General features: G+C 64.0%; 16 protein-coding genes and 1 riboswitch. Of the genes, 2 read left to right on the forward strand and 14 right to left on the reverse strand.

Annotated features, from left to right (window positions below):
• Positions 1-164: 164 nt before the first annotated feature.
• The 12 genes from ACVOMF_RS02870 to ACVOMF_RS02925 all read right to left on the reverse strand — a co-directional run bounded on the left by ACVOMF_RS02870 (position 165) and on the right by ACVOMF_RS02925 (position 10,261).
• The gene (locus ACVOMF_RS02870; RefSeq protein ID WP_057627433.1) at positions 165-527 is read right to left on the reverse strand and encodes a roadblock/LC7 domain-containing protein; all 363 of its coding nucleotides are present in this window, start codon (positions 525-527) and stop codon (positions 165-167) included.
• A 163-nt stretch (positions 528-690) separates the two neighbouring features.
• Positions 691-1,089, reverse strand: a complete 399-nt coding sequence (locus tag ACVOMF_RS02875) for a roadblock/LC7 domain-containing protein (RefSeq protein WP_282266335.1) — start codon at positions 1,087-1,089, stop codon at positions 691-693.
• A gap of 182 nt (positions 1,090-1,271) precedes the next feature.
• A complete protein-coding gene (gene thiL / locus ACVOMF_RS02880) occupies positions 1,272-2,264 on the reverse strand; it encodes a thiamine-phosphate kinase (protein ID WP_481507930.1) in 993 nt (330 codons plus the stop codon).
• A gap of 93 nt (positions 2,265-2,357) precedes the next feature.
• Complete coding sequence (gene nusB, locus ACVOMF_RS02885) at positions 2,358-2,837, reverse strand: transcription antitermination factor NusB (RefSeq protein ID WP_481507931.1); 480 nt, start codon at positions 2,835-2,837, stop codon at positions 2,358-2,360.
• A complete protein-coding gene (gene ribH / locus ACVOMF_RS02890; protein ID WP_481507932.1) occupies positions 2,834-3,301 on the reverse strand; it encodes a 6,7-dimethyl-8-ribityllumazine synthase in 468 nt (155 codons plus the stop codon). Before ribH ends, nusB begins: the two co-directional genes overlap by 4 nt.
• Positions 3,302-3,493: 192 nt before the next feature.
• Complete coding sequence (ribB, locus tag ACVOMF_RS02895; RefSeq protein ID WP_481507933.1) at positions 3,494-4,594, reverse strand: 3,4-dihydroxy-2-butanone-4-phosphate synthase; 1,101 nt, start codon at positions 4,592-4,594, stop codon at positions 3,494-3,496.
• Positions 4,591-5,193 carry a riboflavin synthase gene (locus ACVOMF_RS02900; RefSeq protein ID WP_481507934.1) on the reverse strand — a complete coding sequence of 201 codons (603 nt, stop codon included), beginning with the start codon at positions 5,191-5,193 and terminating at the stop codon, positions 4,591-4,593. Before ACVOMF_RS02900 ends, ribB begins: the two co-directional genes overlap by 4 nt.
• Positions 5,194-5,268: 75 nt before the next feature.
• Positions 5,269-5,452, reverse strand: a riboswitch (FMN riboswitch).
• Positions 5,453-5,757: 305 nt separating this feature from the next.
• Positions 5,758-6,846, reverse strand: a complete 1,089-nt coding sequence (ribD, locus tag ACVOMF_RS02905; protein ID WP_481507935.1) for a bifunctional diaminohydroxyphosphoribosylaminopyrimidine deaminase/5-amino-6-(5-phosphoribosylamino)uracil reductase RibD — start codon at positions 6,844-6,846, stop codon at positions 5,758-5,760.
• Between the two features lie 99 nt (positions 6,847-6,945).
• The gene (locus ACVOMF_RS02910; protein ID WP_481507936.1) at positions 6,946-7,413 is read right to left on the reverse strand and encodes a GNAT family N-acetyltransferase; all 468 of its coding nucleotides are present in this window, start codon (positions 7,411-7,413) and stop codon (positions 6,946-6,948) included.
• 295 nt (positions 7,414-7,708) lie between these two features.
• Positions 7,709-8,242, reverse strand: a complete 534-nt coding sequence (gene nrdR / locus ACVOMF_RS02915; RefSeq protein WP_481507937.1) for a transcriptional regulator NrdR — start codon at positions 8,240-8,242, stop codon at positions 7,709-7,711.
• Between the two features lie 155 nt (positions 8,243-8,397).
• On the reverse strand, positions 8,398-9,651 hold the full coding sequence (gene glyA / locus ACVOMF_RS02920) for a serine hydroxymethyltransferase (RefSeq protein WP_481507938.1): 1,254 nt from the start codon (positions 9,649-9,651) through the stop codon (positions 8,398-8,400).
• Between the two features lie 157 nt (positions 9,652-9,808).
• Positions 9,809-10,261: an RcnB family protein gene (locus ACVOMF_RS02925; protein ID WP_481507975.1), complete on the reverse strand. Its 453-nt coding sequence runs from the start codon at positions 10,259-10,261 to the stop codon at positions 9,809-9,811.
• A gap of 260 nt (positions 10,262-10,521) precedes the next feature.
• On the opposite strand from ACVOMF_RS02925, the gene ettA reads away from it, so the two are divergent.
• Positions 10,522-12,186, forward strand: a complete 1,665-nt coding sequence (gene ettA, locus ACVOMF_RS02930) for an energy-dependent translational throttle protein EttA (RefSeq protein WP_303748868.1) — start codon at positions 10,522-10,524, stop codon at positions 12,184-12,186.
• A 271-nt stretch (positions 12,187-12,457) separates the two neighbouring features.
• Complete coding sequence (locus ACVOMF_RS02935; RefSeq protein WP_282266305.1) at positions 12,458-13,774, forward strand: NCS2 family permease; 1,317 nt, start codon at positions 12,458-12,460, stop codon at positions 13,772-13,774.
• Positions 13,775-13,796: 22 nt separating this feature from the next.
• Here ACVOMF_RS02935 and ACVOMF_RS02940 read toward each other — a convergent pair whose 3' ends face one another.
• Together ACVOMF_RS02940 and ACVOMF_RS02945 are read right to left on the reverse strand one after the other, a co-directional pair.
• Positions 13,797-14,486, reverse strand: coding sequence for a DUF3667 domain-containing protein (locus ACVOMF_RS02940; protein ID WP_481507939.1), 690 nt, complete (start codon positions 14,484-14,486; stop codon positions 13,797-13,799).
• 284 nt (positions 14,487-14,770) lie between these two features.
• Positions 14,771-15,802: a fimbrial protein gene (locus tag ACVOMF_RS02945; protein WP_481507940.1), complete on the reverse strand. Its 1,032-nt coding sequence runs from the start codon at positions 15,800-15,802 to the stop codon at positions 14,771-14,773.
• Between the last annotated feature and the right edge of the window lie 553 nt (positions 15,803-16,355).

Consider the following 16,355-nt stretch of genomic DNA (forward strand, 5'->3'; position numbering starts at 1 on the left):
CCGGCCGCGCCGCCCCCCCGGGGGCCCCCTCTCCCCCCCCCCCCCCCCACCCCCCCCGTTCACCACCCCCCCCCCCCCCCCCCCGCCCCCCCCCCCCCCCCCCCCCCGGGCCCCCCCCCGCGGGGGGCGGCGCCCCCCCCCCCCCCCCCCCCCACGTCATTGCATCACTTGAAATCGAGCGTCTGTTCGAACGACTTCAGCTCATGGCGGGCCAGCGCAAGGTTGGCACGCGAACGGTCCAGCACCACGTACAGGAACAGGTCCGCATTGCTTTCCAGCGGACGGATCAGGTGGTACTGCTTGGTCAGGGTGATCAGGATGTCTTCGATCGCATCGGTGATGCCGAGCGAGGCAGCAACTCGGCGCTTGGCACGCACCACTTCGGTGTTGCCGGCAGCAGCAACTTCCAGATTGATCGGGCCACCGCCGAGCATGCCCAAGGCCATGCCACTGTCGCTGTCGACCAGCGCAGCACCGACGAAACCAGCGATTTCATTCAACTTGTCCAGCTTGACGTTCCCAGCCATGTTTTTCTCCGTTCCTGATCGATTGTTGTCTAAGTGTTGAATGCGACCAGGCCGCTATGCAGCACCGGCATCGCATCAGATTTTCGTACTCGAACCCGTTCACCCGCGCTGCCTCCCTGGCATGCCAGGCAAGCTGCAGCACCGCTGATTTACAACAAGAGAGTTACAGCAACACCTTGATCCGCGCCGCAGCATCGCGAGCGGCATACAGCAGGATGGCAAGGGAGGTATCGGCATGGCCGAGCGCGGCCAGCGTATAGGGCCGGTCCGCAGCAACGCGTACCAGCACCATGCTGCCCTGTGAGGTGGACATGGTCACGTAGTCGGCCGCCGTCAGGCCGAGCTCGCGCGACAAGGTTTCCCCAAGCGTCAGGAAGGAGTTGCTCATCGCCGACAAGCGCCGTGGATCGAGCTTGTTCAACGAACGGTGAGCGATCGCACGGCCATCGGCCGTCGAGACCAGCAGCATGGAAATGCCAACGTTGCGTTCAATGACGGTATCGAGTGCTGTTTCCAGGGCACGGCTGTCCACCGTGACCGAGGGCGTACCTACATCACTCATCTTCGCCCTCACTTTTTCCAACGTTGCTGTTTCCACGACTACTTCCCCCTGTTTGCCGTCGCCGGATGCAGACTCTCGATTGCATCAAACCGCGACTTCCATCACGAACGAGATGGTAAATTATGAATACGTGGACGTCGCGTGAACACAGAAATCCGTCTTACTGCTTGCAGGGCTCCTCCTTACTCCCCGCGGCCTGAAAAGTGGTTGTAGCCTTGCCTTGATGCCACCAGCACAGCACCCTCCTGGTTGATCACCTGCACCCCTGTCCCGGCTCGAATATAGCCAATACGGGTAAGCGGAACTGCTACGGATGCCATGGTTTCGTGCACCGCCTGTCGCTGCTCAGGCGGTGCGGTGAAGCACAACTCATAGTCGTCACCCGCGCTGGCACGCAACGCATTGAACGCCCCGGACAGCCCCGCCTGCACAGCCGCCGATGAGCTCGGCAATGCGTTTTCAAGCACATCGGCAGCAACTCCACTGCGCGCGCAGATATGGCCCAGATCTGCGAGCAGACCATCGGATACATCCACCGCAGCGGTCGCTATACCTTGCAGCGCGCGGCCCAATTCAACCCGCGGTGTTGGCCGCGCCAGGCGCTGGCGCAGTTGCTCCATTGGCGCATCGCCTGCAATCCGGCCTACCTCCAGCCTCTGCTGCTGCCACAACGCCAAGGCCAGACCCGCTTCACCCGGCACGCCACTGACCCAGATGTCATCACCAAGCTGCGCACCATCCCGGCGCAATGCCTGCCCCGCTGCTACCTGGCCCATCGCGGTGATCGAGATCGACAGTGGGCCGCGCGTGGTGTCACCACCGATCAAGGCGATGCCATGCAGATCTGCCAGCTGGAAGAAACCTTCAGCGAATTGATCAACCCAGTCCGGGTCGGCATCGGGCAGTGACAGCGACAGACTGCACCAGGCCGGTTGCGCGCCCATGGCGGCCAGATCGGACAGGTTCACCGCCAAAGCCTTCCAACCGATATCGGCTGGCGGCGTTTCCGCCGGAAAGTGCACGCCAACGTTGAGCGTATCGGTGGTCACCACCAGTTGCTGGCCGGCCGCCGGTTGCAACAGCGCGGCGTCATCACCGATCCCCAACACGATGTCCGCACGTGCGCCGGTGCGCCGGCGGATGCGTTCGATCAGGCCAAACTCGTCAAGACTCATCACTGCGCTCCCTCAAAAACAACAACGCCGGCACCGATGATATCGGCCCGGCGTTGTGGCAAACCCCAAGTGCGGCGATCACGCCGCCAGCGCTTACTGGCTGGACTCGGTCTTGCGCCACTCCACGGCGGCGCGGTCGAGCACGCCATTGACGTAGGTATGACCGTGCTCGGAACCAAAACGCTTGGCGGTTTCGATGGCTTCGTTGATCACCACGCGGTACGGCACGTCCTGGCGGTAACGCAGCTCGTAGGCGGCCACGCGCAGCACCGCACGCTCGATGGCATCCACTTCCTCGACCGCACGGTCGACAAACGGGGCAAGCGCCTCGTCCAGGTCACGGCGGTTGTCGAGCACACCACGCAGCAGGCTTTCGAAATACGCCAGGTCGGCGATTTCGTGGGCCTGCTCATGGGCAAACTGGGCCAGCAGCGACTCGGCGTTGCCGCCGGAGATCTGCCAGGCGTAGATGGCCTGCAGGGCACGGCGGCGCGCGCGCGAACGCAGCACCGGGTCGATGCCGTCGCGGCGGACGGGTTTTCCGGCAGGCTTGCCGTTGTTCTTGTTGCTCACGGCAACTTCTCCAGAAGGTTGACCATTTCCAAGGCCGCCTTCGCGGCCTCCGTACCCTTGTTGCCATGGCTGCCGCCCGCGCGCGCATCGGCATCCTCTTCCCGCTCCACCGCCAGCACGCCATTGAGTACCGGCACGCCGAAATCCAGTTGCGCGCGCATCAGGCCCTCGGCGCAGCAATCGGAAACGTGCTCGTAGTGGCGGGTATCACCACGGATCACGCAACCCAGGGCGATGATTGCAGCGTGATGCCCCGCCGCAGCCAGACGCGCCGCGACCAGCGGGATTTCCCAGGCGCCCGGCACACGCACCACATCGATGGCCTCCTCACTGACGCCGCTTCCGGCCAGGAATTCGCGGGCACCGATGACAAGTGTGTCGGTGATACGCGGATTCCACATGCTGGCAACGATGGCGAAACGGGCCGAATCCGGCGGGAGGAGATAGCCTTCGTAGTGGCTCATAGGGGGGGCAGGACTCCAAAAGGTGGGTAAGTTTACCGTGCGCGGGCTTTACCGGAGCGGCACGAAGGCTGCGGAAGGGCAGCGGCTTGCAGGAACGAGCCCGTACACCGGCACTACCCCGCGCTCCCCAGGCAGGGAGGCGGAAGCAGCGGTGACTGCGCAGGAAGCGTATGAAGCCCGCCCGCTGCAGCCTCAGGGCTGCACGGTTTCGACGATTTCCAGCCCGTAACCGGCCAGGCCGATCTGCCGGCGCGGGGTGCCGAGCACACGCAGCTTGCCCAGCCCCAGGTCCGACAGGATCTGTGCGCCGGCACCGTTGCGGCGCCATTGACCCACGTCCTTGTCCTTGCCCGGGGTAACCGGCACCGGCTGCTGGCGCAGGCGCGCCAACAATGAATTGGTGTCGCGCGGCGCCGACAGCACCACCATTACCCCGCTGCCGGCGGCGTCGATCGCCCGCAGCGCATCGGTATTGGCCACGCCAAAGTCATCCCGGCGCCAATGCAGCAGGTCAGCCAGTGGGTTTTCCACCTGCACGCGGACCAGCGTCGGGGTGTCCTTGTCCGGGGTACCGCGGACCAGCGCGAAATGCAGGTCATTGGCGATGCGGTCGCGGTAGGTGACCAGCTTGAAAGCGCCGAATTCGGTGTCGATATCGCGCTCGTCCACGCGCTCGACGGTGTGCTCGGTGGCCAGGCGGTAGGCAATCAGGTCGGCGATCGAGCCCATCTTCAGGCCGTGTTCGCGGGCGAACACCTCCAGCTCCGGGCGACGCGCCATGCTGCCGTCGGGGTTGAGGATTTCCACCAGCACGCCAGCCGGTTCCAGCCCGGCCAGCATGGCCAGGTCGACACCGGCTTCGGTGTGGCCGGCACGGGTCAGCACGCCGCCCGGCTGGGCGATCAGCGGGAAAATGTGGCCCGGCTGGTGCAGGTCGGACGGCTTGGCATTGGCCTTCACCGCGGTGCGGATGGTGTGGGCCCGATCATGTGCGGAGATGCCGGTGGTGACGCCTTCGGCGGCTTCGATGCTGACCGTGAAGTTGGTCTGGAACTGCGCAGTATTGGCCTGCACCATCGGCGCCAGACCGAGGTCAGCTGCGCGCGTACGGGTCAGCGGCAGGCAGACCAGGCCGCGGCCGTGGGTGACCATGAAGTTGATGTCCGACGGCTTGACCAGCTCGGCAGCCATGATCAGGTCGCCTTCGTTCTCGCGGTCCTCGTCATCGACGATGACCACCATGCGACCGGCGCGGATCTCTTCCAGCAGTTCGGGAACGGGGGCGAAATTCATTGTGCGGCTCCTTGGCCCAGCAGGCGCTCGACATAGCGGGCGACCAGATCGATTTCCAGATTCACCGCACTGCCCACGCCGGTGGCGGAGAACGCGGTGTTGGCGACGGTGTGTGGGATCAGCGCGACCTCGAAGCCCTCGTCATCGGCTTCGTTGACGGTAAGGCTGACGCCATCCAGGCAGATCGAACCTTTCTTGGCGATGTACTTGAGCAGCGCCTTGGGCGCGGCAAAGCGCCAGCGCAGCGCACGTGCATCCTCGTGGATGGAAAGCACCTTGCCGAGGCCATCGACGTGGCCGCTGACTAGGTGGCCGCCCAAGCGGTCAGTCGGGCGCATGGCGCGCTCAAGATTGATCACGGCACCTTCGGCCAGGCCACCAAGCGTGGTCAGGGCCAGTGTTTCGGTTGAGGCATCGGCCTTGAAGCTGCTGCCGTCGAAGTCGATGACGGTAAGGCAGACGCCGTTGACGGCGATGCTTTCGCCCATCTGCACCTGTTCGAACGGCAGGCTGCCGACATTGAAGGTGAAGCGGACATCGCCGCCGATGGGTTCGCGTGCGGCCAGACGACCGACGCCTTCGATGATTCCAGTAAACACTAACGTTCTCCGCGATATGTGAGCGAAAAACGCCGCAAGGCAAACAGGCGCACGGACCCCGCGAAGGGCCCGAAACACCGTCTTCTTTCATCCGGACTATGACCGTCGGCTCCGGCATCTGACCGGATCTGCTGACCTCCAACCGGGTAGCCGCACCGATGTGCGGGCCTAGCTGGAGCGCTCGCGGGCTCGTGCAGCACCCTTTTGGAGCATTGCACCTACCGCCGGTGGGGAGTTGCACCCCGCCCTGAAGACGTTTGTGAGTGCCGGCGTACCGGCTCGGGAATTGTACCAGCGCCACCCCTGGGAAGGCCTTGGCCGGGCTGAACAAGTGCTTCCCATCCGTGGAACGGGCCAGGGCTGTGTAGTGCCTAGCCAAGCTGGGCAGGGGGCTCTACCAGCGAAGGCGCCCCTCCCCCCGACCCCTGCTCCGCGCCCCGGCCCTTGCGCTGACGCAAGGTCGTTCGAATGGCTGCGAACCTCTGGTTCGCAAGCAGCCCTTCTCACCCCGCACGCAGGAGAGGGGCGAAAGTGCAGTGCCAAGCCTGGCTCGGCACTATATTTTTATGCTGGGCGCAGCAGCAACCGCAGGTCCGGCCCGATCATGCGCGCGTCGCGGGTCTCCAGCGCCACCGTCTGCGCCATGGAATCGATGCCCAGCCCGGTCAACAGTGGCCGCGCAGCATCGCCCATCAGCAGCGGCGCCATGTACAGCAGCAGTTCGTCGGCCAGCCCGGCCTTGAGCAAGGCGCCGCACAGGGTTGGCCCTGCCTCGACATGGACCTCGTTGATGCCGCGCGCGGCCAGCACCGCCATCACTTCGGCCAGGTCCAACCGGCCATCGCCCTGTACTGGAACACCGGCAAACTCGGCGTCATCCATAGCCGGTGCGGGCAGCGCCAGATCATGCAGATACAACGTGGGCGCATCGCCTTCGCGCACGCGCTCACATGCCAAGGTCCGCAGCCGGGCATCCAGCACCACCCGCAGCGGCGGCAGGAACTCGCCGCTGTCCGGCCGCGCGGTCAACAGTGGGTCATCCGCCAACACCGTCGCCGCGCCGGTCAGGATCGCGCCAGCACGCGCGCGCCACTGCTGCACATCAGCGCGCGCCGCCTCGCCGGTGATCCACTTGGACTCGCCGTTTGCCATTGCCGTGCGGCCGTCCAGACTACCGGCCAGCTTCACCCGCACGAATGGGCGACCACGTTCGATGCGCGACAGGAAGCCGCGATTGAGCTCACGCGCCTGTGCCGCCATCAAACCTACTTCGACGGCAATACCGGCCTGCCGCAGTAGCGCAAAACCGCCACCATCCACATCCGGAAACGGATCAGCCATCGCTGCCACCACCCGGCTCACACCGGCATCGATCAAGGCCAGTGCACACGGCGGCGTGCGCCCGTAGTGCGCGCAGGGCTCCAAAGTGACGTAGGCGGTGGCACCACGCGCCCGCTCAGCGGCCTGACGCAGTGCGAACACCTCGGCATGCGGGCCGCCAGCACGCTGATGCCAGCCCTCGCCCACCACCTCATCGCCCTGTGCGATGACGCACCCCACCATCGGGTTGGGCCGCGTGGTCCAGGCGGCGCGCTCGGCCAGGCGCAGCGCGCGGGCCATCAGCAGGTGATCGGTGGCGGAGAACTGACTCATCGGTAGGACCTCATTGCGAATGCAGCACGCCGCTCGTTGCGGCAGCGAACGTCGGCAAGTGTATGCGCAGCAACGCCAGCGTCGTCGCCGCAGTGCAACTCAGTGGTAGCCGGTGTCCACTACCATCACCGTGATCGCCAGCGGCCCCAACTGCAGCTCGGTGTGCACGCGCCAACCCAGACTCCGGTACCAGGCAACCAACGGCGGCTCGCAATACAGATACAGCACCGGCACGGCCAGCGCCGCTGCCTGTGCGACGCAATGCGCGACCAACGCCGCGCCTACCCCTTTGCCGCGCGCTGCCGGACTGACATACAGCGACGCCAACCAGGGCGACCAGCCACGGATCTGCTCGTGATCGTCATGCAGCAGGCTGACCGAGCCCAGCCACCCGCTTTCATCTTCGGCCAGCCAGGAACAGGGAATGCTGTCGCGCTGCTGCGCTCGCAGCTCGGCTTCTGCCTGGGCCTCAGTCCACTCCGGCAACAGGCTGCCGAATGCCTGCACATGCGCGGCAGCCAAGGCCGGCAGCAGCTCGGGGCGGTCAATCAGATTGACGAACAACATCGGGATTCAAGACCTGCACAAAGAACGGCGCACACGGTACGCCTGCATCCATCGCGCTGCCAGTCTCCGCAAGCTGAGCACAGCGCTGAGCAGTCGATCAGAATCAGCTGCCAGAGCCCTGTCAGTGGCTCTCTTGTGGGAGCGGCGTAAGCCGCGAAGCACCTTGATCATCGGGTGACAGTGGTGCCGGGAGCTTGAGCAACATCAGCTTCGCGGCTTACGCCGCTCCCACAGAAGACAGACGCACGCCAAGCCCATGCATCACTGTCTCCGCGTCCGCCCGTGCGGGCAAAGCTCAACGCTTTGCAGACTTCGCGGTCCTGCCATCCGGCGACCCCGCCCCTTCCAACAAAGGCAGCTGGTCGTTGTCGGCGGAATGATCGCGCTCGAGCTTTTCGATCTCGTCGCGGAAATCGGCCACGTCCTCGAAGCTGCGGTAGACCGATGCGAAGCGCACATAGCCGACATGATCGAGTTTGCGCAGCTCGTCCATCACGAAGCCGCCGACCTTGATCGACGGCACTTCGCGTTCGCCGCACATGCGCAGCTGGTGCACCACCGCGCGCACCGCCGCCTCGATGCGTTCTTCCGATACCGGCCGCTTCTGCAGCGCGCGGTCGAAACCCACCCGCAGCTTGCGCGCATCAAAGGCTTCGCGGCCGCCGTCACTCTTGACGATGACCGGCAGCTTGAGCTCGATGGTTTCCAGCGTGCTGAAACGTTCGCCACAGGCTTCGCAACCACGGCGGCGACGGATGGTGGCGCCATCTTCGGAAACGCGTGAGTCAATCACGCGGGTGTCGGTGTGCTGGCAGAACGGGCAATGCATGTTTCAAGCCTTGGACATCAGGCGCCGCGCATGCGACGTGGAAAACCTGTAACGCAGATACAACAAACCCCGGGCCGGGGCAAGCGCCCAACCCGGGGTAATGCGGTCAGCTCTGGGCAGAACGGGCGTCAAGAACCGCTGACACCCGACGCCGATCAGCCATAAACCGGGTACTTGCGGCACTGCTCGCTGACTGCATCACGCACGCGGGCGATGACGGCTTCATCGGCCGGGGCGTCGAGCACATCGGCAATCCAGTTGGCCAGCGCGACGCAGTCGGCTTCCTGGTAACCGCGGGTGGTGATGGCCGGGGTACCCAGGCGCAGGCCCGAGGTCACGAACGGCGAACGCGGGTCGTTCGGCACCGAGTTCTTGTTGACGGTGATGTGAGCCTTGCCGAGCGCGGCTTCCGCGTCCTTGCCGGACACGTCCTTGCCGATCATGTCGACCAGCATCAGGTGGTTCTGGGTGCCACCTGAGACAATCTTGTAGCCGCGCGCGATCAGCGTGGTGGCCATCGCCTGGGCGTTCTTCACCACCTGCTGCTGGTAGGCCTTGAATTCCGGCTCCAGCGCTTCCTTGAAGGCCACGGCCTTGGCGGCGATGACGTGCATCAGCGGACCGCCCTGGATGCCCGGGAACACGATCGACTGCAGCTTCTTCTCGATCTCTTCGCCAGCGCCCTTGGCAATGATGATGCCGCCACGCGGACCGCGCAGGGTCTTGTGGGTGGTGGAGGTGACCACGTGCGCGTGTTCGATCGGGTTCGGGTAGACGCCGGCAGCGACCAGACCGGCGACGTGCGCCATGTCCACGAACAGGTAGGCACCCACCTTGTCGGCGATGGCGCGGAAGCGCGCCCAGTCGATGACCTGCGAATAGGCGGAGAAACCAGCCACCACCATCTTCGGCTTGTGCTCCAGTGCCAGGCGCTCGACTTCGTCATAGTCGATCAGGCCGGCTTCGTTCACGCCGTACTGGACCGCATTGAAGATCTTGCCGGAAGCATTGACCTTGGCACCGTGGGTCAGGTGGCCGCCGTGGGCCAGGCTCATGCCCAGGATGGTGTCGCCCGGCTGCAGCAGCGCGAAGTACACGGCCTGGTTGGCCTGCGAACCGCTGTGCGGCTGCACATTGGCGTAATCGGCGCCGAACAGCTGCTTCAGACGGTCCAGCGCCAGCTTCTCGGCGATGTCCACGTACTCGCAGCCACCGTAGTAGCGCTTGCCCGGGTAACCCTCGGCGTACTTGTTGGTCAGCTGGCTGCCCTGCGCTTCCATCACCATCGGGCTGGCGTAGTTCTCGCTGGCAATCAGCTCGACATGGTCTTCCTGACGCTGGCACTCATCGGCAATGGCCTTGGCCAACTCGGGATCGTAGGACTCGATACGGGCTTCACGCGGGAACATCACAGCTCCTGGTACGGGGGCGAGGGAGCTGTCGATTGTAGCGCTTCCTTCAGCCCCCGGCCCGGCAGCGGTCGATGCCATCTGCAACCAACACCACGGCCCGCAAACGAAGAAGGCGCCCCGCAGGGCGCCTTCAGGGAACCGGCCGCAGCCTGGCTCAATGATTGAACACGATGTCAGCAATGATGCCGGTGGCGATAGCCACCATCAGCATGTTGCCGCGATCATCGCGGATCCAGCGGTGGCCGTAGGGCGGGCGGCGCACGTGATAGCGGTCGTAGTCGTTGACCACATAGACCGGACCGCCGTAGTAATTGCTGTAGCGATGGCCACGCTCGAATCCATAGGGGCGGTACACCACGCGCGGCGGTGCGTAGTAGCGACGGTCATTGTAACGACGGTCGTTATAGCGGGCGTCGCGATAGCCCTCGCGGTAACCGTTGCTGTAGTGACGGCGGTCATCACGACGGTCGTCGCGGTCATGGCCGTGGCCCCGGCCGCGATCATGGCCCCTGCCACGGTCATCCCAGCCGTGGCGGCCACGGTCATGGTCATCGCGGTCACCCGCCGCAAAGGCCGGGGCGGTGGCACCTAACGCCAATACGCCAATACGGTGGTCATCGCAGCGACAACAAAGCGGTTCATCTTCATGGGTGGCCCTCACTGGGTTGGTTGACGGTTTCCATGATGCTCACTTGATCTGAACGGTTTCCGGCTGGAAACGGTTACGGCTTTTCCCATTCATAAATCAGCAAGCGCCCCACCCGCCTCCGCCGGCCATGCCGAGGTTCCGGTTATAATTGGGGATTCCCTTTTGCCTTTGGCCCTGTCCTCACTGGACCGGGCGCAGGCGTGCGCTACGGAGACGTCATGTCCTCGCAATACATCTACACCATGAACCGCGTCAGCAAGGTGGTCCCGCCCAAGCGGCAGATCATCAAGGACATCTCGCTGTCGTTCTTCCCCGGTGCCAAGATCGGCCTGCTGGGCCTGAACGGCGCCGGCAAGTCCACCGTGCTGAAGATCATGGCCGGCGTGGACACCGATTTCGAGGGCGAGGCCCGCCCGCAGGCCGGCATCAAGGTCGGCTACCTGGAGCAGGAACCGCGTCTGGACCCGGCCCAGACCGTGCGTCAAGCGGTCGAGGAAGGCGTGGGCGAAGTGCTGCAGGCCCAAGCCGCGCTGGACAAGATCTACGACGCCTATGCCGAGGAAGGCGCCGACTTCGATGCACTGGCAAAGGAACAGGAACGGCTGGAAGCCATCCTGGCCGCTGGCGATGCGCACACGCTGGAGAACCAACTGGACGTGGCCGCCGACGCCCTGCGCCTGCCGCCGTGGGACGCGGTGATCGGCAACCTGTCCGGTGGTGAAAAGCGCCGCGTGGCACTGTGCCGCCTGCTGCTGCAGAAGCCGGACATGCTGCTGCTCGACGAACCGACCAACCACCTGGACGCCGAGTCGGTGGAATGGCTGGAGCAGTTCCTGGCGCGCTACACCGGCACCGTGGTGGCCGTCACCCATGATCGCTACTTCCTGGACAACGCCGCTGAGTGGATCCTGGAACTCGACCGCGGCCGCGGCATTCCGTGGAAGGGCAACTACACCCAGTGGTTGGAGCAGAAGGACGAGCGCCTGAAGCAGGAAGACAACCAGGAAAAGGCCCGCCAGAAGGCGATCCAGAAGGAACTGGAATGGTCGCGCCAGAACGCCAAGGGTGGCCGCACCAAGGGCAAGGCCCGTCTGGCCCGCCTGGAAGAGCTGCAGAGCGTTGATTACCAGAAGCGCAACGAGACCAATGAAATCTTCATCCCGCCGGGCGAGCGCCTGGGCAACTCGGTGATGGAGTTCAAGAACGTCTCCAAGAAGTTCGGCGAGCGCCTGCTGATCGACAACCTGTCGATGATCATCCCGCCGGGTGCCATCGTCGGCATCATCGGCCCGAACGGTGCCGGTAAGTCGACCCTGTTCAAGATGATCACTGGCCAGGAAAAGCCGGATTCGGGCGAGATCGTGGTCGGCCCGACCGTCAAGCTGTCCTACGTCGACCAGAGCCGCGACGCGCTGACCGGCAACCACAATGTGTTCCAGGAAATCGCTGGCGGCCTGGACATCCTCAACATCAACGGTGTCGAGATCCAGTCGCGCGCCTACATCGGCCGCTTCAACTTCAAGGGCCAGGACCAGCAGAAGATGGTCGGCTCGCTGTCCGGTGGTGAGCGTGGCCGCCTGCACATGGCCAAAACCCTGCTGCAGGGTGGCAACGTGCTGCTGCTCGACGAACCGTCCAACGACCTGGACATCGAAACCCTGCGTGCGCTGGAAGATGCGTTGCTGGAGTTCCCGGGCAACACCTTCGTCATTTCGCATGACCGTTGGTTCCTGGACCGCATCGCCACGCACATCATCGCCTTCGAAGGCGACTCGCACGTGGAGTTCTTCCAGGGCAACTACCGCGAGTACGAAGAGGACAAGAAGCGTCGCCTCGGCGACGATGCCGGTCCCAAGCGCCTGCGTTTCAAGGCACTGAAGTAATACCCGACAGACGGCCGCCCAGTGCGGCCGTCTGCTTTTGGCGACGGCGCCGAACAGCGCGCTCTTCGCTTCAAAGCCCCTCCCCCGCCTGCGGGAGTGGGGTTGGGGTGAGGGCAAGCTCTGCGCAGGAAATTGGCAGCCCTTGCATTAGCCCAAAAGGCTTGAAGAGCGGAAGAGCGGGTGAAGCACCCCTCATCCACCCCTTCGGGGCACCTTCTCCCGCGTGCGGGAGAAGGGACAGCCAGCTCCTCCTGTTCGTCGGAATTCCCCCATGTCCCTGCTAGACCGAATCTTCAAACTACAACAGCACGGCACCAGCGTCCGTACCGAGGTGCTGGCCGGTATCACCACCTTCCTGACGATGTCCTACATCGTCTTCGTCAACCCGGAAATCCTCGGCACCACCGGCATGGACCCGGGCGCGGTGTTCGTGGCGACCTGCCTGGCAGCAGCAATCGGCTCGGCGGTGATGGCGCTGGCAGCCAACTATCCAGTCGGCATGGCACCGGGCATGGGCTTGAATGCGTTCTTCGCCTTCACCGTGGTGGGCGCTGCCGGCCTGCCCTGGCAGCAGGCGCTGGCAGCGGTCTTCATTTCCGGCATCGTGTTCTGGGTGCTGTCGCTGACCGGCATCCGCGCTTGGCTGGTGGCCGGCATTCCCGCCTCGCTGCGCTCGGCCATCGTGGCCGGCATTGGCCTGTTCCTGGCCATCATCGCGTTGCAGAAATCGAACGTTATCGTTGCCAATGAAGACACCATGCTCACGCTCGGCCCGCTCAATACCGCGCCGCCACTGCTGGCTTTGGCCGGCTTCCTGCTGATTGCCATCCTGGAGGCGCGCAAGGTACGCGGTGCGATCCTGATCGGCATCCTCGCCGTCACCGGCATTGGCTGGGCGATCGGCTCGGTGCAGTACCAAGGCATCGTCTCACTGCCACCGAGTCTGGCCCCGACCTTCCTGCAGCTGGACCTGCCCGGTCTGCTGCACCACGACGGCGGCGCGCCGTTGGCGGTGTTGCTGCAGGTGGTGCTAGTGTTCGTGCTGGTGGAAGTATTCGACGCCACCGGCACCCTGTACGGCGTACTCGGCCGCGCCGGGTTGTTGAAGCTGGAAGACGGCAAGAAGCGTTTCAGCCGCGCACTGCTGGCCGACAGCAGCGCGATTGTCGCTGGCTCACTGCTGGGCACCAGCTCAACCACCGCTTTTGCCGAAAGTGCCTCCGGCGTACAGGTGGGCGGCCGTACCGGCCTGACCGCACTGGTGGTTGCCGCGCTGTTCCTGGCCGCACTGCTGTTTTCGCCGCTGGCGGCGATGGTGCCGTCCTATGCGACCGCGCCAGCGCTGCTGTTCGTCGCCGGGCTGATGCTGCGCGAACTGGTGGAAGTGAAGTGGGATGACCTGACCGAATCGGTTCCTGCCGCGCTGTGTGCGCTGGCGATGCCTTTCACCTATTCCATCGCCAACGGCCTGGCCTTCGGCTTCATCGCCTATGCAGCACTGAAGGCAGGTACCGGCCGCTGGCGAGAAGTGCATCCGGCGGTGTGGCTTGTGGCCGGACTGTTCGTGCTGAGGTACGCGCTGGAGTGACCGCTGCGGTGATGCGGGTGGCTCACGCCACCCACATCACCACCAGCGTTGCACCCAGCACCAGCAGGGAGCTGATCACTGAGAACACGCCGAACGCCAGCAGCGTGCGCCACAGCGTGGACCACAACGGACGCGCGGCGAAGAAATGCATCAGTGACGCTGCGGCATAGATCATGCCCATCAAGCCCGCCAGCGACTGCACAAAGGGCAACCAGCGGTGCAGCGGAATCATCAGCAGCCAGATGACGAAGGTCTGCACCGTCAGCAGCGTGGTCACCACCAGCCATTCGGGGTAATTCAACCGGCTGAAGCGGCGGAACACCAACCAGAACACCAGCGCCTCGATCGGCAGCAGCATCAGCGTGAAAGCCGCAAAATGCCCACTCACCCACTCCCCTACCGCACCCGAGGCCAGCATGAACTGCTGCAGTTGCACGGGCAACGCCTGGTTCGTGGCAACGGCCTGGGAAGCGCCACCGTCCATCAGGCTGCCACCGCTGACCAGCTTGTTCAGCAACACCACGGCCGCCGACATCATCGTGATCAGCAACAGCGGCTTGACCTGGTTGCCGCGCCGCCCCTCGATGTAATCGCGAAGCAGCCGGCCGGGTTGCAGCATCAGCAGCTTGAGCGAGTACAGGATGCCCCGGTCCATGTGCAGCACGCTGTGCTCCAACTCATGGCTCAGGAAATGCCAATCGATGCGATGCACCGGTGTCGGCTGGCCGCAGTTGGGGCAGTACTTCTGCTCAGGACCGCCGGCTATGCGATCGCAATTGATACAGCTGGTGTCGACGTGCATCCCCATGCATCGCCCCCGTTGATGGCAAGGCAGCATTCTAGAACGAGGCAGAGAATCTCCGCCATCGCCCCGGAACCTTGATCCGACAACACACACCCGCAGTGCTTTCCCGCCCGCGAGGGCCCACCACTGAAAATGCGCACCGGAGGCTGCGGACGAGCATCCACTGCAGCCGATGCGAGCTCGATGCAGTCCTAGTTGTATTGAATGGTGAACGTCGCCGTGCCGTTGGCCCTACCGGGAGTCACCCTGCCCGGCCGGGTCTGGATGTAACGGGCGCGCAACGGCAGGCTCATGGTGCTGGTACCGGCTACGCTGACGCCGAGGTCTATGTTCTCGGCAAACCGCACCGCTTTCTCGGCAGTGCCATTGCGCTGTACCAGCTCGATACCGATGCCCGCAGCCGAGTTGGCAATCGCACTCAAGGGCAACACACCCGGCAGACTGGATGCACCCTGCACCGCATCCAGCCGTATGCCTATACGGCTCTGGTATTGCGCGACATTGCTACCCTGGCAGTCCAGGCGGATATCGAAATCGCGATTGATCGCACGCGCACCCACGCCGGTGAATGTGCTGGCAGGCACCGATCCAAACTCGACCACGATATTGCGACTGCCCGCTTGCACCGAGCACGTTGGGTTCACCACCGTGGTGCCCGTCCCTCTAAACGTCGATACCAGTATGGGCTTGCCGACCCCATCCCCATCGAAGTAATAGGTTGTGAATCTGCCACTGGGAGCGATCAACCCGGAGCCGGTGACGGCCGCCGTTTTGATCAATTCGACGCGAAAGAAGCCACCAGCAAGATCCACCGCACCGTCGGTGTTCACCGGGTATACGTGCGGATAGTAAGCCTTGACCTCACCGGAGTCGCGATAGACGCGAATGCCGATACCCGCCACATCGGTCGCACGGACATTATCCAACCCCGGCACCAGTATCTGTTGCCGAGCATTGTTGTAGACACCGATGACACTGCTGGCCCTGGTACATCTGCCTACGCCGGAACGCGGATCTATGTTCACCACCAGCTCCTTGATCAGCCCGCCCACCGGCAAACCAGGCAGTATCACCAGCTGCCCCATATCCATCTGCACATCCTGCGGCACGAAAAAGCCGGCACTCAGCGCACACGCGGCTTGCGCCACAGGCGCCAGCGACGCCAACACAACGCCAGACAAGGCTGCCCGCAATAGGCGGGCACACTCATGGATCGATGACATATAGCCTCCATCGTTATGAAAGCCGGCAGCGCTACAGCTACCGGACCGACGATTGATAAGCGAGGCCGCAAAGATCACCAGCGACAACCACCTGGCGCAGCGCGCAGGCGGAAGGTCGACTGATCTTGTTTCGCACATACCTGTGTCGTGCCCGCTGTACATGCAGCGCGGCCAAACATGCTCAACAGGCTTTTCGCACGAGCGCAGGCTGCAGTTGACTGCAGTGCGATCCGACGCGTGGCGTCAGCTGTGGTTGAAGGTCATGTTGAAATCACGGAATCAAGCACTGATGCAACGGGAGGAACACCGTCCCGCAACGCCACAACGCCTGTCCAGTTCCCCGTAGGGAACGCTAGTGATTCAGTTCAGACAGCCAGCACCTTGATCGGCATAGCCAAGCACATAGGCAAGCACCTCCGTTTGCCAATTGAATCGAACGCAATCAGGCGTATCGACTACATCATTGATGTCGGGGAGAACCCACGACATCACTCTCTTACAGCCACACGAAGCAGAAACAGTTCACTGCTGAAAAACGATCAAGGTAGCGGGA

The organism is Stenotrophomonas sp. STEN022, from assembly GCF_056760155.1.